We start from the raw sequence: 23,087 nt of genomic DNA on the forward strand, positions 1-23,087 counted from the left end.
TCTGGCCGCTCAGCATGTAGAGGAAGTTGGCGGCCAGGGTGAGCTTCGGGTTCGGCGCCACCGGCGGCTTGCCCCGCCGCAGCCGCTCCCAGGCGGCGACCAGCGTCGGCATCTGGGCCGTGAGGCGGACCGCCTTGCGGATGGTCGCCTCGCGGGCGTTGTCCTCGGCGTCGGGATCGAACGCCTGCAGGGCCGACACGCCCGTGCGCAGCACCTCCATGGGCACCGTCTTCTTCGGGAGCTGGCGCAGGATGGCGATGAGCTTGGGCGGCAGCTTCCGGTTGGCCACCGAGGACAGCGCCTTGATGTGCGCGTCGAGGTCCTTGCGGCTGGGCAGGTTGCCGTGCCAGAGGAGATAGACGACCTCCTCGAACGAGGAGGACTGCACCAGGTCGTCGACGTCGTAGCCGCGGTAGAGCAGCCGCCCTTCCCGCCCGTCTATAAAGCAGATTTCCGAGGTCGAGACGATGACGTCTTCGAGGCCGGCCTTGGCTACCTTATTAATAGGCGTCCTCCGGGACAGCCGTTTCTACCACGCCCTCTCATTCTCTTCAAGGGTTTAGGGAGTCGCCTAGCGGCGCTAGGTCCGGGTTCCCGGCTGGACGGTCTGTAGGTTCGCTTCCATGACGAGGGCGTCCTCGCCGGTGTCGTAATAATACCCGCGACGGCGGCCCACCACGCGGAATCCCAAGGAGTCGTAGAGCCCGAGCGCCTCGGCGTTGCTCGGACGCACCTCGAGCACGACGAGGCGGAGCTTGCGCTGGCGCGCGTCGTCCAGGACCCCGCCGAGCAGCGCCCGGGCGATCCCCCGCCGGCGAAACGTCGGGTGCACCGCGATGTTCGTGATGTGCAGCTCGCCGGCGACCTCCCAGAGGCAGAGATAGCCGACGACGCGCCCGTCCTCGCGTCTGACCCAGCAGCGCGCCACCTGGTTCTGCTGCATCTCGTAGAGGAACGCGCCGCGCGACCACGGCATCGAGAACGACACGCGCTCGATCGCGAGGACCTCGTCGAGGTCCTCGGGCCGCATCAGGTCAACGGACAAGGACGGCACGGCGCTTGAGCTTCGCCTCGGAGGGCCTGAGGTAGATCGGGACGAGGTCGGCGGGCGCCATGGTCTCGCGGGCCCGCAGCCGCTCGGCGCCGAGGAGCGCGACCCACGCTGGCGATGGCCCGCGGTGCCTCGGCGGCGCCGGGCGCGCGTGCAGCGAGCGGATCGCCGGCGCGGCGTCACCCAGCAAGATCAGAGGCTCGCCGAGCCGCGCGACCAGCGCCTCCGGCGCGAGCACGAGGTACTCCCACTCGCGCCGCATGGCGACGCCGTCCCAGCGGTAGATGGATCTTCTCGCAGACTTCGGCCTCCACGGCGACGGGATCCTTCCTAGGCGGGGGCTCATCTCCTTCCTCCCGGCGCATTATCGCATTTTCTTGTTTGTCGAAGTCCTACGTCTCGAGGCATCCGGGCTACTACCTCGCGGGCGAGGCGGCACTTCCTTGCGGCTCATCGCGAGTGTCTCCCATGTCGCGATGGGGTGACACTCTCACTGAACAGTTAGGGGATGACATGTCTATAAAACAATAGCCGGCGCGCGGCGGCCCCCTTGACTTCGCGCGCGCTTTCCGGGAAGGTATCCGTCACCGATGGCGACCCTGCTGGCCCCCGCCGGAAGTCCCGAAGCCATCCACGCCGCCCTTGAGGCGGGAGCTGACGCCGTCTACGTCGGCCTCAAGGGGTGGAGCCGGGGTGGCGCTCGCGGGGAGCTGGACCGGGACGAGCTCGCCCGCGCCGTGCGGCAGGCGGCCGAGCGCGGCGCGGAGCTCCAGCTCGCCCTGAACACGATCCCGAAGCCACGCGAGCGCGCGGCCCTCCTCGCCGAGATCCCGGGCCTCACCGCGCTCGGGATCCGCACCCTCATCGTGAACGACGTGGGCGTCCTCGCGACCCTGCGCCGGCGCTTCCCGGAACTCTCGCTCACGGCGAGCATCGGGTGTGGCGCGCAGACCGTCGCCGACGTCGCCTTCTTCCGTGAGATCGGGGCCGATGCGATCGTGCTCCCGGGCACGGTGGGCCCCGCCGAGGCGGCCGAGTGCGCGGCCGTGGGCGGGATCACGGTCGAGGTCATGCTCCACATGGTCGAGGAGTTCGTGCTCCTCGGAAAGTGCGCGATGCCGAGCTATGTCCACCTGAAGCCCACGGCGATGCCCGGCGGCCTTCCCGACGTCATGCGCCAGACGGGCAGCATGAAGCGGGGCGGGGTCGGCGCCTGCTTCCGGATCTGCCAGGAGCCCTGGGAGCTCTCCACCGCGGACGGCCACCGCGCGGCGCAGCTGTTTCCGAGCCGGCAGCTCTCGCGTCTCGGCGACGTCCCCGGCTACCTCGCGGCGGGCGTCGGCGTCCTGAAGCTCCAGGGGCGGAGTCTCCCGCCGGAGCAGCTCGAGCCCCTCGTCGCGCGCTACCGCCGCGCCATCGACGCCGCGCGCGCCGCCGCACGCCTGCCGGCCTTCCCCGAGCCCGTCCTGCCGCCGTCGTGGACGGTCGTGGGGCGTTAGGAGAGGCCGTGGAGCCCGGCGCCTTCGAGCTCAACACCTCGGTCTCGAACCTCCGCCACCTCCGCGCCTCCGATCTCGGCCCCTACGACGCGGTCTACCTTGGAAACATCTACTGCCGCCGCTACGAAGGAAACCCCCTCGAGCGGCCGACGGAGCTCCGCGAGGCGATCCGCCTCGTCCGGGCGGAGGGCCGGCGCGCCTACCTCACGACCTACGCGACGCCGCGGAACGACACGCTCCCGGTCCTCCGCGCGGCGCTCGCGGTCGCGGTCGCCGAGGGCGCGGCGGCAGTCGAGGTCCACAGCCTCGGCCTCGTGAAGCTCGTGCGCGACGAATTCCCCGAGCTTCCGATCCACGTGGGCAACTTCACCAACGTCTACACGAGCGCCGGGGTCGAGGTCCTCGAGGGCTTCGGCGTCGCGCGGATCACGCCGGCCTCCGAGCTTCCGCTCGACGAGATCGACGCGATCGGGCGGGCGGGCGGGATCCCCCTGGAGCTCGTCGTCCACGGGAAGCTCCCGCTCGGCGTCTCGGAGTTCTGCGTCCTGCTCGACTACGAACGGACCTGGGGCGTCCCCTGTCCCGAACTCTGCCAGCGGGAGGTCTTCCTCCGGAAGGAGGCGTGGGGGCTGAAGTCGGTCGGCAAGGGGATCCTGAGCGGCCGCGACGTCTGCCTGCTCGAGCACCTGCCGCGCCTGGTTGCGGCGGGGCACCGCCACTTCCGGGTGGAGGCCGTGTCGGAGAGCCCGGAGTACCGCCGCGCCGTGGGAGCGACCTACCGCGAGGCGCTCGTGCGGGCGCTGGCGGGCGACGGCTGGCTCGAGGCGCGCTGGTGGGAGACCCTCGCGGCGCACTCGCGCCTCGGCCTGGCGAACGGCTTCGCCTTCGGCCGGAGTGGCATGGACTACGTCGGTACCGAAGCACCTTCCACCACAGAATGGAGAGCGCGATGACGGAGCTACTCTCACCGGGAGGCAGCATGGAGATGTTCCGCGAGGGCGTGCGGGCGGGGGCCGACTCCGTCTACGTGGGCCCGCTGGGCTGGAGCCGGCGGGACGCGGCCTACGAGATCCAGCACCACGAGGTCCTGGGGGCAATCCAGCACGCCCACGACCACGGGGCGAAGCTGCGGGTGGCGCTCAACGTGGACATCGACGCCGCGGACCACGCGGAGATGCTCCGGAAGGTCGAGGCCTACGGGCGCGCAGGCGTGGACGGCTTCATCATGAAATCCGAGGACGCCATGCGCGAGGTGCACGCGCGCTTCCCCGAGATCACGATCCACGCGAGCGTCGCGTGCAACGTCCGGGACCGGGCGGCGATGGAGCGGGTCAAGACGGCCGGGGCGACCCAGTTCGTAGCCTCCACGGCGCTCAACACCTTCGAGCGGATCGCGGCGCTCAAGGGCACGGCAGACGAGGTCGGGATCGGGGTCGAGCTCCTGATCCATTCGAACCGCTGCATCACCGGCGTCGGGGGCTGCCGGCTCTACGACTACTTCGCGCCCTACTTCGAGGAACGGGTCGTCCACGACTCGGACGGGACCAGCCGCACGAAGCTCATCGGCAACCCCGACAAGGGCGGGGTCTGCTACCGCCCGTGCATCGGCCACCACGTCCCCGAGATCGCCACGCGCTTCCCAGACAAGATCCTCACGTACCTCGACCGGTCGAACAACGAGATCTACAACCTGCTCGAGGACGTGCCCCGCTACATCGCGCTCGGCGTGACGACGCTCAAGATCCAAGGGCGGGAGTACCCGGCACCGCTCATCGGCGAGCTCACCCGGATCTACCGGCGGCTCGTCGACCAGACCCTGGCGGGGGTGCCCGACGTCGTCGGCGCGCGCGCCGCCCTCGATCCCGTCCTCGCCGAGCGCGACCGCTGCCGGAGCGCGAAGACTGGGGAGCTCCACGACCGGCTCCTCGCAAAAATGGCCGCGGCGCGGGCAGGCGGCGTCGGCACGGACTGGGACCCGAACTCCGAGGAGGCGCGGCTCCGGCAGGCCGAGGCGCCCGCCTAGTGCCGTTCCAACTATTCGCGCCTAGGAAGGCACCGTGTACGTCGTTCGTGGACAGATTTAGTATCAACAAGTTGGAACGGCACTAGCCGTGCTCACCTCGGAAATGGGTCCTTACAGCTCGCAGATCGACCACTACAGCGGCGAGCGCATCCGGTGCCTGAGCGAGTCCATCGACGGCGACTACGCTGTCGTCCGCGGGAGCATTCACAGAAAGCGGGGCACCGACGTCGCCGTCGAAGCCCGGATGCTCAGGCGGGGCGAGGGCTGGCGGGTCTACGACGACGACGTCGTCGACAACATGAGCCTGGTCGCGAATTACCGCGCGCAGTTCGACCGGATTATCCGGGCGGCGTCGTACGAGGAGCTGGTGAGGCGGTTGAAGCGTACGCAGGAGGAGGTCCCCGGTGCAGGCGTGTGCGACTCGCGGCCGAACAGTCAGTCGCCCCGGGGGTAGTCTTCAGGCCCAGGTTCGCCACGGAGCGCGCCGTGAGTTACGGGCCGTTGGGAACCGATCCGGCATCCTGCGCGCTGGCCGCACCGACGAGGCCCATCGCAACACGCGTTCTGGGGACCGCGCACCGCGGCTATGCGTCAAGGCTGCGACGCGCAGAACTTCTGGCCGGTGCCAGAGATGACGATCTCCGAAGCCTGCTCAAAGAGCGATCAGCACTGCCCCGGCTCTAAGCTCCTTCGTGATCACGAAGGCGGCTACTGGCGACTGGCGAGTTCATTGTGACTGCACGTGCCACACCGCGCCGATAGCCTTCTCGGGCGTTAAGTCGTTTGTCTCCACGCGCGTAGGCGAATCGGCTGCCGGGAGCCCCTGAAAAACCACAACCTGACACAGGCCTCGACTACCGCCGACCCCGACGGTGGTGAGCCTGGCTGTTTTGCGTCGTTCTCCCGCTCAGCGCGGTGAGTCGCTGCTTCCGGACTGCCTCTGGGTCTTCTCCTCCTCCCAACGGGCCGTCACATCGCGGATGATCGCGGCAGCGCCGAGTACCTTGCCGGTGTCTTCTTTAAGGAGGGTAATCGAAAACTCGATAGAGATGCGCCGGCCGTCCTTCCGGATCGCCGGCGTGGCCAGCAACTCACGCGCATACCGAGTGACCCCAGTCGCGATAACCTTGTGGTAGCCATCCCAGTGACGCGGCTGCAAACGCTCCGGAATGATCAGGTCCAGAGTTTGCCCCACGGCCTCGCCAGCGGAGTAGCCGAACATGGTTTCAGCGCCGCTGTTCCACAGTCGGATCACGCCCGTCCGGTCCGCAAAAATGACGGCTTCTGGGATCTCTTGCACGATGCTCCGAAAGAGCCAGGCCTCGGGATCGATCGGCGTCAAGAGAATCCTCCCCTGGGGATGATAAACCCTCAAGATGAGCCGGGCACCTCCACGTTTGCATCCGGACGAGGACCTGAGTCAGCGCGGCGCGGCAACCGATGGATTCTCCGCGTGTACCGTGCATCGACGACGTCCGAGTGGAGGGCAGGTCACGTCAGCAACGCCTCTAGGATCCGCCACCGACCAGGGCCGCGCGGGGGCGGCGCAGCTGGAGTGCTCAAGAACCAGCCTTGACTCGCCGCGGGGAAAGGCGCAGAGTCTGGATTCGGTCCTGCGTCCGGCGCCTGGGGAGTGGGTGATGGCTCTGGAATCTCGGACAGCTATCCGGTATCCTTGTCCACGGCGCCAGGCATCTGCCCTCCAACCTCATCTCAAACCCCAGGTCCTGCCAGCTCTCTTAGTCTCGGAGGTCAACTGCGGGGACTCGTGACTCCGGTACGCCCGTTCTTGTCTGTTCTTCTTCTGCTTCTGGCCGCGGCTCTGGTCCCCGCCGCCGAGCCGATCGTCATCGGGGAGATCGACTCTCGCACCGGCCAGTTCGCCGCGCAGGGCTCCGCGATCCACCAGGGCGTGGCGTTGGCCGTCGAGGAGGCTAACGCGCGCGGCGGCATTGCTGGCCAGCCGCTGGCGCTCCTGTCTCGCGATGACGAGGGTAAGCCCCTGCGAGCCGTGGCTGCCGCGGAGGAGCTGACCGGCCGGCACGGCGCTGTCGCCCTCGTCGGTGGATATGTCGACAGCCTCGTCGGCCCCGTCGCCGAGGTGGCCGACCGCGCCCGCGCCCCGTACGTTGCTGCCGCCTCCCTTGATGAGCGGCTCACCGCGCGCGGCAACCGGTACTTCTTCCGCGTCTCGAGCCTCAGAGCCTACGTCGACGTGACGACCGGCGTCGTCCGCGAGGTGTTCAAAGCCAGACGCGTTGCGATCCTTTACTCTCACACCCCGGGCGCGAGCCAGCTGGCCCGTCGCCAGAAGGAGGTCTTCGAGCGGACCGGGATCCACGTGGCCGTCTTTGAGCCCTTTGCTCCCGGCCTCAGCGACTTCACGCCGCTGCTGGCCCGGGTGCGGGACCAGGGAGCAGAAGTCCTCCTGTCGGACACCTTCTTCGCCGATCACCTCCTCCTGGTTCGGCAGATGGGGCAGTCGGGCTTGCGGGTCGACGCCTTCCTGGGGGCGTTTGGGCTCGAGTTCCCCGGCGTCGTCCTCGACCTCGGCCCGGCGAGCGAGGGGCTCTACGGCACGACGTCGTGGCAGCCGGACGTCAACTGGGCGGGGCGGGAGCGGGAGTCGCGCCTCTTCGTTGCGGCATATACGCGACGCTTCGGCCGCGCGCCAGTCCCGCTTACCATGCACGGCTACGCGGCGGCGCGCGCCGTTATCCGCGCGCTCGAGACCCTCGGGGGCGGCGCGATCACCGGCGACCGCCTGCGGGAGGCGCTGGCGAGGGTGGACTTGGAAACGCCCCTCGGACGCGTGAAGTTCGATGACCACGGCGATCCCGTCGCTTACGAGCGCGTCGTGGTGCAGATTCAGAACGGCCGTCACGTCGTCGTCTACCCGCCTAACCACGCCACCGCCTCGCCGAAGTACCCAGCCCGCTAGACTTCCGCCCCGCGTGTCCCTGACAACTCTTCTCCAGGCTCTCGTCTCGGGTGCGCTCGTCGGCTGTCTGTACGCGCTGATCGCGGCCGGGTTCTCGCTGGTCCTGAGCGTGAGCCGCGGGCTGAACCTGGCTCACGGCGAGTTGGTCGTGCTCGGTGGCTACGCCGGCTACGCGGCTTGGCTCCTGCTCGGTGTCCATCCGCTCCTGCTCGTGCCACTGGCGGCCCTCGCGACCCTGCCGCTGGGGCTCGTCTGGGATCGGCTCACGGCGCGGCTGGCGCCGCCGGTGGAGTTGTGGAGCTGCGTGCTCACCTTCGGCCTGTCGCTCCTGCTCCAGAGCGCGATGACCGGGTTCTGGTCGGGCGAGTACCGACTGCTCGCGAGTCCCGCGCTGGGTCGCGGTGTCGCGCTAGGCGGCGTTGCGCTGAGCCACGCCAGGCTCGCCGCTGCCCTCGTGGCGCTGGCTGCGGTCGGGGCGCTGGCGCTCGGCCTCCGCCGTGCGCGTTGGGGACGGGCGATCCGGGCCACGAGCCTGGATCGGGACGCCGCCTCGCTGCTCGGTATCGACGTCGAGCGCGCCACGCGTTTGGCGTTCATCCTCTCGTTCGGGCTGGCGGGCGGCGCCGGGCTCCTCTTCGCGACGATCCACTATTTGTACCCGGCCGCCGGGAGCGAGCTCACGCTCCTTGCCATCACGCTGGCCCTCTGGGCAGGAATCGGACGGATGCGCGCCTTGCTCCTCGGGGGCATCGCGCTCGGCGTTGTGGAGGCGCTCACAGCGGCTGTGGCTGGCACCGGATGGCGGGAGCCGGCCCTCGCACTGCTGCTGCTCGCCTCGCTGCTGGCCCGCGGCGGGGCGCTGGCCCGAGGGTTCGGCCGGCCATCATGAAGCTCGCTGCCGTGCTTCTCGTCCTCGCTGTCCTGCCGCTTCTCGGGCCTCCCGCCTACTACCTCTACCTATTTTCGACGGCGTACCTCTTCGCGACGCTGGCCACAGCATGGAACCTGCTCGCCTATGGGGGACAGGTCTCGTTCGGCCAGGCCGCCTTCTTCGGCCTGGGTGCCTACGGCGCCGCGCTCGCCTCGCTTCACGGCGCCTCGCCGTGGCTCACGATCACGCTCGGCGCCGCCCTGGCCGGGGCCGGAGGCGCTGCCGTCGGTCTCGCCGCGGGACGTCTGAAGGGAGCTGCCCTCGCTCTGGCGACGCTGGCCACGGCGGAGTTGCTGCGGGGGGTCGCGCTCAACTGGACGGCGTTGACGGGCGGCGGCTCAGGGCTGGTCGGCATTCCCTCGGTACCATCGTTGCCGGCGATTCCTCTCGAACTCGGCGGCGGCCGCGTCGGCGCGTACCACCTTTCGCTGGCCACGCTGGCCGCCGCGCTGACGCTCTCCGCCGCGGTCCTACGCTCTCGCGCGGGGCTCGCGCTGGCCGCGCTGCGGGAGGGCGAAACGCGGGGGACTCTACTCGGGCTCCGACCCCTGCCCTGGAAGGTCCTCGCCTTCGCCCTGTCGGGCGGCGCGACCGGGCTCGCGGGCGCCGTCTATGCGCACACTCTCGGCGCGGTCGAGCCCGACGTCGTCTTCGGTCGCTTCTTCTCCATCGCGCCCCTGGTCATGGCCACGCTCGGCGGGCGAAGCCTGCTGGGGCCGGCCGCTGCGGCGGTGGTGTTGTACCTCGTGAGCGAACTGGTCTTCCATCCCTTGGCGCCGGCGCTCCACCAGCTTCCGTACGCGCTCGCCCTGATCGCGGTCACGCTCGTCCTGCCGGCCTGGCGGCGGATACCATGACGCTGCTGGCGGCCCGCGGTATCTCGGTGGCCTATGGCGGCCTCGTCGCGCTCGGTGGCGTAGACTTCGCGATCGAGGAGCGCCAAGTGATCGCGCTGCTCGGCCCGAACGGCTCGGGCAAGACCACGCTCTTCGACGTGCTCTCCGGGCTCCGGCGGCCCGCCGCGGGCGACGTGTGGCTCCGCGGCGAGCGCGTCACCGGGCTTCCGCCGTGGCAGCTTGCCCGTCGCGGCGTGGGGCGGACGTTCCAGATCCCCGAGCCCTTCGGCGCTTTGAGCGTCCGCGACAACGTCCTCGTCGGGGTGACGTTTCAGGCGCGGCGGCCGCGGACGCGCGCTGAGCGGCTGCGTGAGGTGGAACGGCTCCTGACGATCGTTGGCCTCACCGACCGGGCGGGCGATGCCGCCGCCACGCTCTCCCTGGGCGAGCGCAAGCGGCTCGAACTGGCGCTGGGGCTGTCCGGACGCCCGGCACTCCTGCTGCTCGACGAGCTGGCCTCGGGGCTCTCGCCCAAGGGGCGCGAGGAGGTCGTGCGCTTCTATGCACGGCTCCGCGCGCACGGCCTCACGATCATCGCCGTCGAGCACTCGTTCGCGGTGCTCGCCGAGGTGGCCGACCGCGTGCTCGTCCTCGACCGGGGGACACTCGTCGCTGACGGGCCCCCGGCCGCAGTCCTCGATTCGCCCACGCTCAGGACTGCATACATGGGTGAGGAGGAGTGAGGGGGACGTGGCGCGCCTGACCGTGGAGTCCCTGGAGGCGGGATACGACGGGGTCCAGGTCCTCCGCGGCGTGGCGCTGGAGGCGCGCGGTGGCGAGTTCGTGGCGGTCGTGGGGCCGAACGGCGCGGGGAAGTCTACTCTGCTGAAGGCCGTCGCGGGCCTACTGCGGCCGCAGGCCGGAGCCATCAGGCTCGACGGCGAACGGATCGACGGCCGGTCACCCTGGGAGATCGTCGCCCGAGGCCTCACGCTGATTCCTGAGGGCCGCCGGCTCTTCGGCCCCCTCTCGGTACGGGAGAACCTGGAGCTGGGGGCGTTCGTCCCGCGGGGCGGGGCGGTGCGCGAGGAGACCCTGAGGGTGGTCTACCGGCTCTTCCCAGTCCTCGACGGGAAGCAGCGCGTGCTAGCCCAGCACCTGTCCGGAGGCGAGCAGCAGATGCTGGCGCTGGCCCGCGGCCTCATGACGCGGCCGCGCCTGCTCTGCCTCGACGATCCGTTCTTGGGCCTCGGGCGTGCCGTGGTCGACGCCTTCTGCGACGCACTCCGCGCCGTGCGCGATGAGGGGCTGACGATCGTCGCCACCGGGCAGCACGTCCGCCGGCTGCTCCGGCTGGCGACCCGCGCCTACCTGCTCGACGAGGGCCGGGTGATCCTTACCGGCACCGGGGCGGAGCTGCTGGCCAGCGAGCAGCTGCGCCGCACCCTCCTGCCCTGATCCCCCGCCGTCATTGTGGTGCCGAGTGACGAGCCGGACGAGACCACACCGAGAGAGGAGCCCACCGCAGCGTACGGTGTTATTCGCCGAGGATCGGCGACGAGAGAACGAAGTCTGGGGAGCTAATTTAGGTTGGCCCGGGCATCAGGGGCCGAAGAGCCAGGTCGGGAACCAGAGCGCGATCGGCGGGAAGATCATCACCAGAAGCGGCGCGATCAGCTGGATCGCCATGAAGCCCGCCATTCCGACGTAGCCGGCGTCCTAGCGCTCCCTTCGCCTTAGGAGGAAGTCCCCGCCGTTTCGGCGCAAAAACTGTCACTTTGACGCGCATTCTGCCCATGCACCGACAGGCCTGGCCTCCCTGCCTCCCCTCTGGCCCTGATTTTTCAAAGAATTAGAGCGCCGAATCATCCGTCTCACGGTTCGGCATCGTAGTTGCTTCAGGCCGCATCTGAGGAAAGAGGGAGACGAAGAGGGAGGATAGACATGAAAGGAATCAAGGAGCGGCTGGAGCAGGACCTGCTGGCTGCGGTCGGTCGGCTCCGTCTGATGGATGGTGCCGTCGCGCTCGAAGAGGCGCCGGGGCCGATCGGGTCGGCGGACGGCGACGAGTTCGACGAGGCCCAGGAGATCGTTCGCCGGGAGATCGGCTTCGCCACCCGTGAGCTTCTCGTGGAGCGCGTGCATCGTCTGCAGACGGCGCTCGACCGTCTCCGCGACGGCGACTACGGCACGTGCATCGAGTGCGGCGAGGCGATCGCGGCGGCGCGGCTGCGCGCGCTGCCCGAGGTCCAGACCTGCGTCCGCTGCCAGGATCGCATCGAGCGCCTCGGCCGCCGGCTGGAAGAGGTGGAAGCCGAGGTCGGCTCGGTCGAGGACGACGACTAGACAGAACCCCACCGCGACACCTCCCTACCGGGGCCGGGGAAAACCCGGCCCCGTTTTTGTGTACCTTAGGGGCGTGCGCACTCCCGTCATCGACCTCTTCCGCCCCGCCATGATGGCCCTCGCCCGTCTGTACTTCGGGCTCGAGGTGAGGGGCACCAAGAATATTCCCGCCACCGGCGCGGTCCTGATCACGCCGAATCACCAGACGTACGCCGACCCGCCGCTGACCAGCCTTCCCATCAGGCGCCCGGTCCACTACATGGCCTGGAACCGGCTCTTCGCGGTCCCGCTCTTCGGGTGGGTCATCCGCCGTCTCCGCGCGTTTCCCGTCGAGATCGAGTCGGCTGATCCCCGCGCGGCGCGCGAGGCGGTGCGGCTGCTCCAGGCCGGCGAGGCGGTGATGATCTTTCCCGAGGCCGGGCGCAGCCTCGACGGAACCGTAGCACGTTTCAGGTTGGGGGCGTTCCGCCTGGCCGCGTCGCTCGGCGTGCCGGTCCTGCCCGTCACGATCGCCGGTGGGCACGACGCCTGGCCACCGGGGCGGGCGCTGCCGCGGCCCGGACGGATCACGATCACCTATCACCCGCTCGTGCATCCCGATCGGGCGCTGGCGCCGCGCGAGGCGGCGCGCCAGCTCGCCGAGCGCGCCTACGTGGCCATCACGGGGGCGTTGCCGACGCGCTCGCCGGCTTGACGGTGGACAGGTCCCTGCCTACACTCCCAGCCACTTAAAGCGACCGCCTCGAGGTGTCCGGGAGCAAGGAGGTGTCCTTCATGGAGAAGGTCAGAGTCAACCTCGCGAATCCGCTCGAGTTGCTCGAGATTCCCGGGATCGACCGCGCGAAGGCCGACGCGATTGTCCGATTTCGTGCCGAGCACGGCCCCATCCGGGACGCGGGCGAGCTGGCCAAGGTGCTCGGCGACGCGCGCCTGCCCGAGCACGTCCTGGCGCGCGTCGACTTCGATCCCGCCGACGCTACGGCGCCCGAGGCTCCGGGGGCGTGAGGGTCGGGGTTGGGTCCCTCACGTCGACCACGCTATCCACGACGCGAGACGCGACCTCTGATGACGTGAGGCTCCATCCATCCCCAGAAGCCACGGGTCTCCGTGAGGGACCCAGCCCCGGCCCTCACGCGGCTCCAGCTTCTGGCCGGAACTGGTAGAGGGTGGCGCCGTCGGCGACGTCGTCGTAGGCGAGCGTCACGGGCATGCCGACCCGCGCCTGCTCCGGCCCGCAGTCGACCAGGTTCGCCAGCAGCCGGACGCCTTCCGCGAGGTCGACCAGGGCGACGATGTAGGGCGTCCGGTCCGCGAAGGCCTCCGACGCCGGGCGGTAGCAGACGCTGAACGAGTAGAGCGTGCCCCGCCCGCTCACCGGGACCCAGTCGGTCCGGTCGCTCAGGCACTCGGGACAGAGGGCGCGCGGGTAGAACCGGAGAGTGCCGCAGGCGCCACAGCGCTGGAGCGCCAGCGCGTGGGCGCCCACGCGCCGCCAGAACTCGGCGCTTTCGTGGTCGGGGGCCGGCAGCGGCCGCGCCGGGGCCATCTTAGAGCCTCCCCAGAATCGCCGTGCCCGACGAGGACAGCACGCCGCCCGTTCCGTGGCAGAGGGCCACGCTCGCGTCCGCCACCTGCCGAGGCCCGCACTCGCCGCGCAGCTGCCGCACCGCTTCGATCACGGTGAAGATCCCGAAGACCCCCGGATGACAGTAGGAGAGGCCACCGCCCTGGGTGTTGAGGGGGAAGTCCCCACCGGGGGCCGTGCGCTGCTTGGCCACGAAGGCGCCGCCCTCGCCCTTGGCGCAGAAGCCGAGGTCTTCCACGGTCAGGAGCACGGTGATCGTGAACGAGTCGTAGATCTCGGCGACGTCGATGTCCCCGGGCCCGAGGCCGGCCATGGCGAAGGCCCGCGGGCCCGTGGCGGCGGCCCCGGTGACGGCGAGGTCGGGCATCTGGCTGATGATCTGGTGGGTGTGCGTCTCGGCGACGCCGAGCACGACGATCGGGACCCGGGCCAGATCGCGGGCCCGCTCGCGGGTGGTGATGACGAGCGCACCGCCCCCGTCGGTCACCAGGCAGCAGTCCAGGCGGTGCAGGGGCGAGGCGATCACGGGGGAGGCGAGCACGTCGGCGATCGCCAGCGGCTCGCGCATCATCGCGACGGGATTCAGGGCCGCCCAGCTGCGGGTGGCGACCGCGATCTCGGCGAGCTGCTCCGAGGTGGTACCGTAGACCGCCATGTGGCGCGTGGCGGCCAGGGCGTAGGCGCCGAGCGGCGTGGGCAGGCCGAACGGCCGCTCGTACTGCGACGACGGCAGGCGAGGATCCTCCGGCGTGCCGCCGAGCTTCCGGGCGGCGTCGGAGGCCTGCGTCGAGCCGTAGCAGACCAGCGCGACCTGGCAGAGCCCGGCCCTGATCGCCGCCGCCGCGTGCCCGATGAAGGCGACCGGCGTCGAGCCGCCCATGAAGGACGAGTCGGAATAGCGCGGCCGGAGCCTGAGGTATTCCCCGAACTGCACCGCCCCCATCCGTCCGAAGCCGAAGGTGAAGAGCCCGTCCACGTCGGCCTTGCCCAGGCCGGCGCCGGCCAGCGCGCGGGCCGAGGCCTCGGCAGCGAGCTGGATGGCGGTCTTGCCCGGCACGCGGCCGAGGTCAGACTCGGCCACGCCGACGAGCGCGACGTCGCGGAAGCCGGCCGGCTTCACGGATGCCGTTCCACCGCCCGGTATCCGGCCGCCTCCAGGCGGGTCAGAAGCCGCTCGATCTGGGCACGACCGGACGTCTCCAGCGTGAGCTGGACCTCCGTGTCGCCGATCGGCGCCTGGGAGAAGGCGCGGTTGTGCTCGATGTGCAGGATGTTGGCCCGCTCCTCGGCGATGAGCGTGCTCAACCGCGCCAGCGCGCCGGGCCGGTCGCGCAGGAGCACGCCCAGCCGCACCAGCCGGCCGTCCTTCACCAGGCCGCGCTCGATGATCCGCGAGAGCATCGTGACGTCGATGTTGCCGCCGGACAGCGCCAGCACGACGCGCCGGCCGGCCAGCCCCAGCGCGCGGTTCACCAGCGCGGCGAGGGGCGCCGCCCCCGCCCCCTCGACCACCGTCTTCTCGATCTCGAGCAGGAGCAGGATGGCGTTGGCCAGCTCCTCCTCGCTCACGGTGACGACCTCGTCCACGTGCTTGCGGACCAGCTCGAGCGTCAGCTCGCCCACCCGGCGCACCGCGATGCCGTCGGCGATCGTCGGGGCGGGCGGGAGCGTGACGCGCTGGTCCTGCTCGAGCGAGTGCAGCATCGCGGGCAGGGCGTCGGCCTGCACGCCGATCACGCGGACCTCCGGCCGCCGCGCCTTGATGGCCTGGGCGACTCCGGCGGCGAGCCCGCCGCCGCCGATCGCGACCAGGACCGCGTCCAGGTCGGGCCGCTGCTCCAGCAGCTCGAGGCCGAGCGTGCCCTGGCCGGCGATCACCCGCTCGTCGTCGAAGGGGTGGACGAAGATCAGGCCGCGGGCCGTCTCCAGCTCCCGCGCCCGGGCGTAGGCTTCGTCGAAGTCGGCGCCCTCCAGGATCACCTCGGCGCCGTAGTGGCGCGCGGACGTCACCTTGATCAGGGGGGCCCACTCCGGCATCACGATCACCGCGGGGAGGCCCAGGCGCGCGGCGTGGAAGGCGACCGCCAGGCCGTGGTTGCCGGCGCTGGCGGTCACGACGCCCCGCCGGCGCTCGCGCGCGTCGAGCTGCAGGAGCAGGTTCGCGGCGCCGCGCTCCTTGAAGGAGCCGGTCATCTGAAGGTTCTCGAGCTTCACGAAGCACTTGGCGCCGGTGATCTCGGAGAGTGTCTGCGAGTACGCGCAGGGCGTCTCGTAGATGGCGCCCCGGAGACGCTCGCGCGCGGCCTCGATGTCGGCGATGTCGATCAAGACGGAACCCGGGGCGCGGTCAGTGCGGGGGACATCCAGGCCACCGACATGAAGGGGGTGGAGTGCGCGTAGCCGGCGCGGCCCCGCCAGTCGAGGAGGATGAGCCCACCCTGGCCTCCGCCTTCCTCGACGAGGAGGTCGACGGCCACGCGGGCGGCGTAGCCGGGATCGTCGGCCTCTTTGAGCCAGTCCAGGGCGCGCCGGCCGAGCACGACGCGGATGATCGCCTCGCCCTCGCCCGTGCACGACACGCCCCCGACGGTGCTGTCGGCGTACGTGCCGCAGCCGATGAGCGGGCTGTCGCCGACACGGCCGGGGAGCTTGCCCCGCCGGCCGCCCGTCGACGTCGCCGCGGCGATCGTGCCGTGGCGGTCGAGCGCGACGGCGCCGACGGTGCCGCCGCCGACCGGAGTCCTGGCGGCCTCAGCCTGGAGTCGGCGCTCGCGGTCGGTCACCAGGGTCTCGGGATCGCACTCCGGCACGCCGACCGAGCGTGCGAAGGCCAGCGCGCCGTCGCCCACGATCAGCACGTGGCGTCCATCGTCCATGACACGCCGGGCGAGCGTGACCGGGTTGGCGATGCGCGCCACGGCCGCGACGGCGCCGCAGCGCAGGCGATCGCCCTCCATGATGGAGGCGTCCACCTCGACCGTGCCCGCGCTGGTCAGCGCCGAGCCCCGACCGGCGTTGAAGCGCGGATGATCCTCCAGCACACGGACGGCCGTCTCGACGGCGTCGAGCGCCCGGCCTCCGCCGGCGAGCACGCGCCACCCCGCGTCGGTCGCCGCCCGCACGCCATCCCGCAGCTCGTCCCGGCCGTCGGCCGGTTCCGCGCCCGCGCCGCCATGGACGATGAGAGAGGGCACGCGGGCCGTCCCGCCGTTCCGTCCTCGCGCCATGTCCCTCACCGTGTCACAATCCGGCCGCCATGCACAATCGGGATCTGCTCGCGCGCCTGAACGCGCGGATCGTCCGCTGTCGTCGCTGCCCTCGCCTCGTCGCTCACCGCCAGGCGGCGGCGGCCGCGCCGCCGCGGCGCTACCAGGGCCAGAAGTATTGGGCGCGGCCGCTGCCGGGCTTCGGCGATCCCCGCGCGCGGCTGCTTCTGATCGGCCTGGCGCCGGCGGCGCACGGGGGCAACCGCACGGGACGCATCTTCACCGGCGACGAGAGCGGCCACTGGCTCTACCGCGCGCTCTACGAGGCCGGCTTCGCCAACCAGCCGACCTCCGTGCGCCGCGACGACGGCCTGCGGCTTCGTGACGCCTACGTCACCGCGGCGGTCCGGTGCGCACCGCCCGCCAACAAGCCGCGACCCCGCGAGATCGCCAACTGCGAGCCCTACCTGCTCGAGGAGCTGCGGCTGCTGGGGCGCGTGCGCGTCGTGGTGGGCCTGGGCCGCATCGGCTGGCACGCGTACCTCAGGGCGCGACACCGGCTCGATCTGCCGATGCCGAAGCGCCGGCCCGAGTTCGGTCACGGCGCCGTCGCCACCTTCGACGACGGGATCAGTCTGATCGCCTCCTACCATCCGAGCCAGCAGAACACCTTCACCGGCAAGCTGACGCGCCCGATGTTCCGCGCGATCTTCCGGACGGCGCGGGCGCTGCTCGAACGCTCGGCGGCGTGAAGGCGAGCGGGTCTAGTCGGACAGGTCCGAGGGCAGGCGAGGGCGCTCGGCCACGGTGAGCGTCACCTCGCGCGTCTGCCCGTCGCGGACGATGGTGAGGCGGACACGCTGGCCGGGGCGGAGCGCGTTCACGCGCGCCACGTAGTCTTCGTGGGTCCGTACCGGCTGTCCCTGGATCGCGGTGACGATGTCGCCGCCCACCAGGTATTCCTCGCCCTGGATGACGATCGAGAGGTTGCCGCCCTGGATCCCGGCGCGCTCGGCCGGGCTGCCCTCGAAGACGATCTCGGCCAGATACCCGGGGGGGAGCGGCAGGCGGAGCACCGAGCTGAGACGGGGATCGACTGAGCGTCCCTGGATGCCCAGCCACGGCCGCACCACGCGTCCGCTCTCGCGCAGGTCTTTCAGCACCGCCTTCACCGCGTTCACGGGGATGGCGAAGCCCACGCTCTGGGCGTCTTCCGAGATGAAGGTATTGATGCCGATCACCCCGCCGCAGCGGTCGACGAGCGGGCCTCCGGAGTTGCCGGGATTGATCGGCGCATCGGTCTGGATCATGGGCTGATCGGGCAGGCCGGGCAGCAGGCGGTTGAGCCCGCTGACGATCCCGCGCGTCATCGACTGCTCGAGCCCGACGGGACTGCCGATGGCGACCACCTCTTCGCCGACGCGGAGCGTGGACGAGTCGCCCAGCCGGGCGGTAGGCAGGGGCGCCTTCGTCTCGATCCGCAGCAGCGCCAGGTCGAGCACGGGGTCGAGCCCGAGCACGCGCGCGGCGACCTTGGCCCCCGAACTCGTGGTGATCGAGAGCGACGCGGAGCCGTCCACCACGTGCGCGTTGGTGAGCACCTGGCCGTCGCGCTCGATGACCACGCCGGCACCCACCACGGTCTCGAAGCGGCGCTGGGGCTTGGCCTTGTTGATCTTCGTCGCCTGGATCGACACCACGGCCGGTGACAGGCGCTCGAAGAGGGCGGGGAGGGGCTCAGTGCACGATTCGGCGGCGGCCGCGGCCGGGAGCAGCAGCAGCGCCAGCGCCGTGGTCCAGCCCCGCGCCAGGGTCGGCATCGAGCGGATGATACACTAGTGCCGTTCCAACTATTCGCGCCTAGGAAGGCACCGTGTACGTCGTTCGTGGACAGATTTAGTATCAACAAGTTGGAACGGCACTAGCCGCTCGCCAGCGCCTTCTTCGCCGCCGGTGCCGATCCGCTCGGCCTTCCGCGCGCGGCCCGACTGAGCCCTCGGCCGGAGGCTATAATCGGAGCGTGATTCGCCTCATCATCGCGTGCGCCCTGCTCCTGGCGGCCCTGACGCCCCGGGCGGTGTCCGTCGCCGCCGAGGCTTCGCGCGGCACGGCCGAGGTCCTGGCGACGACGCTCGCGAACGGCCTGCGCGTGCTCCTGCTCGAGGACCACCGGAGCCCGATCGTCTCCGTGCAGGTGTGGTACCACGTGGGCTCCCGCAACGAGGCGCGCGGGGCCACCGGCCTCGCCCACTTCCTCGAGCACCTGATGTTCAAGGGCACGCCGAAGCACGGTCCCCGCCAGTTCGCCCGGCTCGTCGAGCAGAACGGCGGCCAGGACAACGCCTTCACCGCCCAGGACCTGACCTCCTACTTCGTCAACATCGCCGCCGAGAAGATCGATCTCGTGCTGGACCTCGAGGCGGACCGGATGCGCAACCTCCTGCTGGATCCCAAGGCGATCGAAGCCGAGCGCGAGGTCGTCATCGAGGAGCGCCGCACGCGCACCGAGGACGACCCCGAGGGCTTCCTGGGCGAGGAGGTGAGCTCCCTCGCCTTCAAGGCCCACCCCTACGGCTTTCCCATCATCGGATGGATGGAGGACCTCAAGCGCGTCACGCCCGCCGAGATCCGCGCTTTCTACCGCACCTACTACGTTCCCAACAACGCGATCCTCGTCGCGGCCGGCGATTTCAAGGCTCCCCTCGTGCTCGACAAGGTCAAGCGGTGGTTCGGCGGGATCCCCCGGGGCTCCGAGCCGCCGCCGGTGCGCGCCGTGGAGCCGCCGCAGAACGGGGAGCGCCGGGTGGTCGTAAGCAAGCAAGCGCAGCTGCCGATCGTCTATCTCGCCTGGCACGTGCCGAACCAGAAGTCAGACGACGCCCCCGCGCTGGAAGTGCTCTCCACCGTGCTGTCGGGTGGCCGGGCCTCACGGCTCTATCGCCATCTCGTCTACGAGCGCCAGCTGGCGCTGGAGGCGGGCGGCGACTATCCCTACTTCTCGCTCGACCCGAGCCTCTTCTGGTTCTGGGCGACGGCGATGCCCGGCCAGACCCCCGAGACGCTCGAGAAGGAGCTCCTGGCCGAGATGGAGCGGCTCAAGAGCGAGCCGGTGACCGACGAGGAGCTGCAGCGGGCGAAGAACCAGATCGAGGCCAGCTTCGTCTTCCAGCAGGACTCCGTCTACCGGCGCGCTTCTCTGCTGGCCCGCTTCGAGACCATTGGCGGCTACCGGCTCCTGGACGCGTACGTCCCGCGGATCCGCGCCGTCACGGCCGCCGACCTCCAGCGCGTCGCTCGCGCCTACTTTCCGGCCGACCGGAAGAATGTGGGCATCCTCCTGCCCAGGCCCTGATGGTGAAAGCGCTCAGGCTGGCCGCCCTGGCGGCGCTGGCCGTCGCGATCGCCCTCGTCGCGACCTGGGCCGTCCGGGGCCTGAATGGCGACACCGGAGCCCTCTCGGTCACCGGCACCGTCGAGGCCACGCAGGTGGACCTGAGCGCGAAAATCACCGGCCGCGTCGTCGAGCTGCTGGTGCGGGAGGGGCAGCCGGTCGAGCGCGGCCAGCTCCTGGCCCGTCTGGACGACACCGAGCTGGCCGCCGAGGTCCGCCGCGCCGAAGCGGCGCTGGCGACCGCCGAGGCGCAGCTCCGCGACCTCCTGGCCGGACCGCGCCAGCAGGAGATCGAGCAGGCGCGGGCAGCGCTGCGCAACGCCACCGTCACGCGGGAGTGGACGGAGCGCGAGCTTCGGCGCGTGCGCGAGCTGTTCGGGAAGGATCTCGTCGCCGCCCAGGAGGTGGACCGGGCGCAGCAGGCGTACGAGGTGGCGGTGGCGAACGAGGTGGCCGCCCGCGAGCGGCTGGCGCTGGTGGAAGCCGGCCCCCGCCCGCACGAGGTGGAGGCCGCGCGGGCCCGAGTCGCGGAAGCGCGGGCCGCGCTAACCCTCGCGCAGGCTCGGCTGGCCGAGGCCCGGCTCGTGTCGCCCATCACCGGGCTCGTCCTGCGCAAGAACGTGGAGGTGGGCGAGACGGTGAACCCGGGCGTCTCGATCCTCACGCTCATGGATCCCCGGGACTTGTGGGTGCGTGCCTACGTGCCCGAGATCGACATCGGGCGCGTCAAGCTCGGGCAGGAGGCGCGGATCACCGTGGACGCCTACCCGGGCCGGGCCTTCGCCGGCACCGTCAGCGAGATCGCCTCGGAGGCCGAGTTCACGCCGAAGAACGTGCAGACTCGGAAGGAGCGGGTGAACCTGGTGTTCCGCATCAAGATCGCCGTCCGCAACCCGGACGGCGTGCTGAAGCCCGGCATGCCCGCCGACGCTGAGATCCACCCCTAGTGCCGTTCCAACTTGTTGATACTAAATCTGTCCACGAACGACGTACACGGTGCCTTCCTAGGCGCGAATAGTTGGAACGGCACTAGCGTGGTCACTCCGGGAGCCGAGCCCGCCGTCGTCACGCGCGGGCTCACCAGGCGCTTCGGCCGGATCGTCGCCGTCGATCATCTCGACCTCACCGTCCGGGCCGGGGAGCTCTACGGGTTTCTCGGTCCCAACGGCGCCGGCAAGTCTACGACGCTCCGGATGCTGTGCGGCATCCTCGAGCCCTCCGAGGGGGAGGGCTCCGTGCTGGGGATCGATCTCCGCCGCCACCCCGAGCGGGTGAAGTCCGTGATCGGGTACATGTCGCAGCGCTTCTCGCTCTACGACGACCTGACGGTGCAGGAGAACCTCACCTTCTACGCCCGCCTCTACATGGTGCCGCGCGCCCAGCGGTCGTCCCGGATCGAGCGGATGCTGCGCCTGGCCGATCTCGTCGGCCGCGAGCGTCAGCTGGCCGGCGAGCTGTCGGGCGGCTACCGGCAGCGGCTGGCGCTGGTGTGCGCCCTCGTCCACGCGCCGCGCCTGGTCTTCCTCGACGAGCCGACGGCCGGCGTCGACCCGGTCTCCCGCCGCACCTTCTGGGCGCTCATCCGCCACCTGGCCGACGAGGGGACCACCATCCTCGTCACCACGCACTACATGGACGAGGCGGAGCTCTGCGACACGCTCGGCTTCATCTACCAGGGCCGGCTGATCGCCGAGGGCAGCCCGGCCCGGATCAAGACCGAGGCCTTCACGGCCTCGGTGATCGAGCTGGAGGCCGACCCGCTGCGCGCGGCCGCCGAGGCGCTCGCGGAGTGGGACGCGGTGGACGAAGTCGCCCGCATCGGCGTCCGGCTGCGGGTGATCGTGGCCCCGGGCGGACCCGACGCCGCGGCGGTGACGGGCTTCCTGGGGGCCCGGGGCGTCCGCGTCGGCTGGGCGCGCGCGGTGGAGCCGTCGGTGGAAGACCTGTTCGTCTCGTTCGTGGACAAGGACCGCAAGGCCCGCGTCCGGGAGCAGCTCCGGGCGCTGGCCTCGCCGGGGCCCTGACCCGATGGGCAGCCGGCTCTACGGCATCATCGCCAAGGAGTTCATCCAGCTCCGGCGGGACGCGCTGGCCCTCACGCTGGCCCTCTTCGTGCCGGTGGTGATGCTGTTCATCTTCGGCTGGGCGATCAACACCGACGTCAAGCACGTCCCCACGGCGGTGTTCGACCAGTCGGGCAGCGTGGAGGCCCGCACGCTCCTGGAGGCGCTCCAGAACAGCCAGTACTTCGACGTGCGCCACTGGGCCCGTAGCCAGCGCGAGCTCACCCGGATGATCGACGACGGCACCGCCAAGGTCGGCATCGTCATCCCGCCCGATTTCGCCCGGCGACTCAGCCGCCGGGCCGCCGAGATCCAGGTGGTCATCGACGCCTCCGATCCGATGGTGGCGACCTCTGCCATGAATGCGGCCACCGCGCTGGCGGCCCAGCGCTCGCTCCAGATCCTGACGGAGACGGCGGAGGGCACCCGCCTCCGCCGCGAGTCGCCACCGATCGACTTCAGGGTGCGGGCCTGGTACAACCCGGACCTCGTCTCGGCGATCTTCATCGTGCCGGGACTGATCGGCGCCCTGCTCATGCAGACCACCATCACGGCCATGGCGGTGTCGGTGGTGCGCGAGCGCGAGAAGGGCACCCTGGAAGCGCTCGTGGTGAGCCCCATCCGCCGCTGGGAGCTCCTGCTGGGCAAGATCATCCCGAATCTCTTCGTGGCCTACGGCCAGATGACGATGGCGCTTGTCGTCGCGCGCTTCGTCTTCGACGTGCCCATTCGCGGGAGCCTGGTGCTCCTCTACGCGCTGTCGCTCTTCTTCATGTGGGGCACGCTGGGCACCGGGATCTTCGTGTCCACCGCCTCCCGCACCGTGCCCCAGGCCATGCAGCTCGCGTTCCTCACCTTCCTGCCGTCGATCTATCTCTCGGGGCTCTTGTTTCCCATCGAGGGCATGCCGCGCGGGGCCCAGTATCTGGCGGCCGTGATCCCGCTGACGTACTACCTGCGCATCGTCCGCGGCATCGTGCTCAAGGGCATCGGGCTCGATCTGTTGTGGCCGAATCTGGTGCCGCTGGGGATCTTCGGCCTGGTGATCTTCACGCTGGCCATCGTGCGCTTCCGCAAGCAGCTGGGGTGAGGCTTCACAGCTCGCGGTCGCTCCTCGCCGACCCGGGGGTGTAGCCCAGACCTTCCCAAGTCTTTGGGCAACGGGGCCTGACGGCGGTACTATCCTTCCCGGATCGGCGGCGATTCGACAGGCGG

Annotated in this window: 26 protein-coding genes; 17 read left to right on the top strand and 9 right to left on the bottom strand. The window is 70.6% G+C overall.

Features of this window, described 5'->3' with window-relative positions:
- The 3 genes from VGV13_03595 to VGV13_03605 form a co-directional block, all read right to left on the bottom strand.
- Window positions 1-523 (bottom strand): citrate/2-methylcitrate synthase (locus VGV13_03595; GenBank protein HEV8640162.1); only part of this gene is annotated, 523 nt, incomplete at its 3' end.
- Between the two features lie 57 nt (window positions 524-580).
- Window positions 581-1,030, bottom strand: a complete 450-nt coding sequence (gene rimI, locus VGV13_03600; GenBank protein HEV8640163.1) for a ribosomal protein S18-alanine N-acetyltransferase — start codon at window positions 1,028-1,030, stop codon at window positions 581-583.
- Between the two features lie 4 nt (window positions 1,031-1,034).
- Window positions 1,035-1,313, bottom strand: a complete 279-nt coding sequence (locus VGV13_03605; protein ID HEV8640164.1) for a hypothetical protein — start codon at window positions 1,311-1,313, stop codon at window positions 1,035-1,037.
- A gap of 328 nt (window positions 1,314-1,641) precedes the next feature.
- Between VGV13_03605 and VGV13_03610 the strand changes: the two genes are divergently transcribed.
- The 4 genes from VGV13_03610 to VGV13_03625 all read left to right on the top strand — a co-directional run bounded on the left by VGV13_03610 (window position 1,642) and on the right by VGV13_03625 (window position 5,027).
- Entirely contained in the window at window positions 1,642-2,550 is a 909-nt protein-coding gene (locus VGV13_03610) for a U32 family peptidase (protein ID HEV8640165.1), read from the top strand.
- Between the two features lie 8 nt (window positions 2,551-2,558).
- Window positions 2,559-3,503: a peptidase U32 family protein gene (locus VGV13_03615; protein HEV8640166.1), complete on the top strand. Its 945-nt coding sequence runs from the start codon at window positions 2,559-2,561 to the stop codon at window positions 3,501-3,503.
- Window positions 3,500-4,573, top strand: coding sequence for a U32 family peptidase (locus tag VGV13_03620; GenBank protein ID HEV8640167.1), 1,074 nt, complete (start codon window positions 3,500-3,502; stop codon window positions 4,571-4,573). Before VGV13_03615 ends, VGV13_03620 begins: the two co-directional genes overlap by 4 nt.
- 88 nt (window positions 4,574-4,661) lie before the next feature.
- On the top strand, window positions 4,662-5,027 hold the full coding sequence (locus VGV13_03625; GenBank protein HEV8640168.1) for an ABC transporter substrate-binding protein: 366 nt from the start codon (window positions 4,662-4,664) through the stop codon (window positions 5,025-5,027).
- Between the two features lie 453 nt (window positions 5,028-5,480).
- Here VGV13_03625 and VGV13_03630 read toward each other — a convergent pair whose 3' ends face one another.
- Entirely contained in the window at window positions 5,481-5,915 is a 435-nt protein-coding gene (locus VGV13_03630) for a PAS domain S-box protein (protein HEV8640169.1), read from the bottom strand.
- Between the two features lie 447 nt (window positions 5,916-6,362).
- On the opposite strand from VGV13_03630, the gene VGV13_03635 reads away from it, so the two are divergent.
- The 8 genes from VGV13_03635 to VGV13_03670 all read left to right on the top strand — a co-directional run bounded on the left by VGV13_03635 (window position 6,363) and on the right by VGV13_03670 (window position 12,632).
- Window positions 6,363-7,514, top strand: coding sequence for an ABC transporter substrate-binding protein (locus VGV13_03635; GenBank protein HEV8640170.1), 1,152 nt, complete (start codon window positions 6,363-6,365; stop codon window positions 7,512-7,514).
- Window positions 7,515-7,527: 13 nt separating this feature from the next.
- On the top strand, window positions 7,528-8,403 hold the full coding sequence (locus VGV13_03640; GenBank protein ID HEV8640171.1) for a branched-chain amino acid ABC transporter permease: 876 nt from the start codon (window positions 7,528-7,530) through the stop codon (window positions 8,401-8,403).
- On the top strand, window positions 8,400-9,302 hold the full coding sequence (locus tag VGV13_03645; GenBank protein ID HEV8640172.1) for a branched-chain amino acid ABC transporter permease: 903 nt from the start codon (window positions 8,400-8,402) through the stop codon (window positions 9,300-9,302). The genes VGV13_03640 and VGV13_03645 overlap by 4 nt, the downstream gene beginning before the upstream one ends.
- Window positions 9,299-10,024, top strand: a complete 726-nt coding sequence (locus VGV13_03650) for an ABC transporter ATP-binding protein (GenBank protein ID HEV8640173.1) — start codon at window positions 9,299-9,301, stop codon at window positions 10,022-10,024. Before VGV13_03645 ends, VGV13_03650 begins: the two co-directional genes overlap by 4 nt.
- 7 nt (window positions 10,025-10,031) lie before the next feature.
- The gene (locus VGV13_03655) at window positions 10,032-10,739 is read left to right on the top strand and encodes an ABC transporter ATP-binding protein (protein ID HEV8640174.1); all 708 of its coding nucleotides are present in this window, start codon (window positions 10,032-10,034) and stop codon (window positions 10,737-10,739) included.
- Between the two features lie 486 nt (window positions 10,740-11,225).
- A complete protein-coding gene (locus tag VGV13_03660; GenBank protein ID HEV8640175.1) occupies window positions 11,226-11,627 on the top strand; it encodes a TraR/DksA C4-type zinc finger protein in 402 nt (133 codons plus the stop codon).
- Between the two features lie 73 nt (window positions 11,628-11,700).
- Entirely contained in the window at window positions 11,701-12,321 is a 621-nt protein-coding gene (locus tag VGV13_03665) for a lysophospholipid acyltransferase family protein (GenBank protein HEV8640176.1), read from the top strand.
- An 80-nt stretch (window positions 12,322-12,401) separates the two neighbouring features.
- A complete protein-coding gene (locus tag VGV13_03670; GenBank protein ID HEV8640177.1) occupies window positions 12,402-12,632 on the top strand; it encodes a helix-hairpin-helix domain-containing protein in 231 nt (76 codons plus the stop codon).
- A gap of 124 nt (window positions 12,633-12,756) precedes the next feature.
- On the opposite strand, the gene VGV13_03675 is transcribed toward VGV13_03670, so the two are convergent.
- The 4 genes from VGV13_03675 to VGV13_03690 are packed head-to-tail and all read right to left on the bottom strand — an operon-like array spanning window position 12,757 to window position 16,439.
- On the bottom strand, window positions 12,757-13,173 hold the full coding sequence (locus VGV13_03675) for a Zn-ribbon domain-containing OB-fold protein (protein ID HEV8640178.1): 417 nt from the start codon (window positions 13,171-13,173) through the stop codon (window positions 12,757-12,759).
- A gap of 1 nt (window position 13,174) precedes the next feature.
- On the bottom strand, window positions 13,175-14,332 hold the full coding sequence (locus VGV13_03680) for an acetyl-CoA acetyltransferase (GenBank protein HEV8640179.1): 1,158 nt from the start codon (window positions 14,330-14,332) through the stop codon (window positions 13,175-13,177).
- On the bottom strand, window positions 14,329-15,540 hold the full coding sequence (locus VGV13_03685) for a threonine ammonia-lyase (GenBank protein HEV8640180.1): 1,212 nt from the start codon (window positions 15,538-15,540) through the stop codon (window positions 14,329-14,331). Before VGV13_03685 ends, VGV13_03680 begins: the two co-directional genes overlap by 4 nt.
- Entirely contained in the window at window positions 15,537-16,439 is a 903-nt protein-coding gene (locus VGV13_03690; protein ID HEV8640181.1) for an isoaspartyl peptidase/L-asparaginase family protein, read from the bottom strand. The genes VGV13_03685 and VGV13_03690 overlap by 4 nt, the downstream gene beginning before the upstream one ends.
- A 29-nt stretch (window positions 16,440-16,468) precedes the next feature.
- Here VGV13_03690 and VGV13_03695 point away from each other — a divergent pair, with 29 nt between their 5' ends.
- A complete protein-coding gene (locus VGV13_03695; protein HEV8640182.1) occupies window positions 16,469-17,170 on the top strand; it encodes a uracil-DNA glycosylase in 702 nt (233 codons plus the stop codon).
- 12 nt (window positions 17,171-17,182) lie between these two features.
- Here the strand turns inward: VGV13_03695 and VGV13_03700 are convergent, their stop codons facing one another.
- Window positions 17,183-18,238 carry a trypsin-like peptidase domain-containing protein gene (locus VGV13_03700; GenBank protein HEV8640183.1) on the bottom strand — a complete coding sequence of 352 codons (1,056 nt, stop codon included), beginning with the start codon at window positions 18,236-18,238 and terminating at the stop codon, window positions 17,183-17,185.
- A gap of 200 nt (window positions 18,239-18,438) precedes the next feature.
- On the opposite strand from VGV13_03700, the gene VGV13_03705 reads away from it, so the two are divergent.
- The 4 genes from VGV13_03705 (at window position 18,439) to VGV13_03720 (ending at window position 22,962) form a co-directional block, all read left to right on the top strand.
- A complete protein-coding gene (locus VGV13_03705; protein ID HEV8640184.1) occupies window positions 18,439-19,770 on the top strand; it encodes a pitrilysin family protein in 1,332 nt (443 codons plus the stop codon).
- Complete coding sequence (locus VGV13_03710) at window positions 19,770-20,756, top strand: efflux RND transporter periplasmic adaptor subunit (protein ID HEV8640185.1); 987 nt, start codon at window positions 19,770-19,772, stop codon at window positions 20,754-20,756. Before VGV13_03705 ends, VGV13_03710 begins: the two co-directional genes overlap by 1 nt.
- Before the next feature lie 87 nt (window positions 20,757-20,843).
- Entirely contained in the window at window positions 20,844-21,833 is a 990-nt protein-coding gene (locus VGV13_03715; GenBank protein ID HEV8640186.1) for an ABC transporter ATP-binding protein, read from the top strand.
- 4 nt (window positions 21,834-21,837) lie between these two features.
- Window positions 21,838-22,962 (top strand): ABC transporter permease, encoded by a 1,125-nt coding sequence (locus tag VGV13_03720; protein ID HEV8640187.1) that lies wholly within the window; start codon window positions 21,838-21,840, stop codon window positions 22,960-22,962.
- Window positions 22,963-23,087: the final 125 nt, after the last annotated feature.

The sequence above is a fragment of the Candidatus Methylomirabilota bacterium genome, assembly GCA_036001065.1.
Classification (GTDB): Bacteria; Methylomirabilota; Methylomirabilia; order Rokubacteriales; family CSP1-6; genus MNEF01.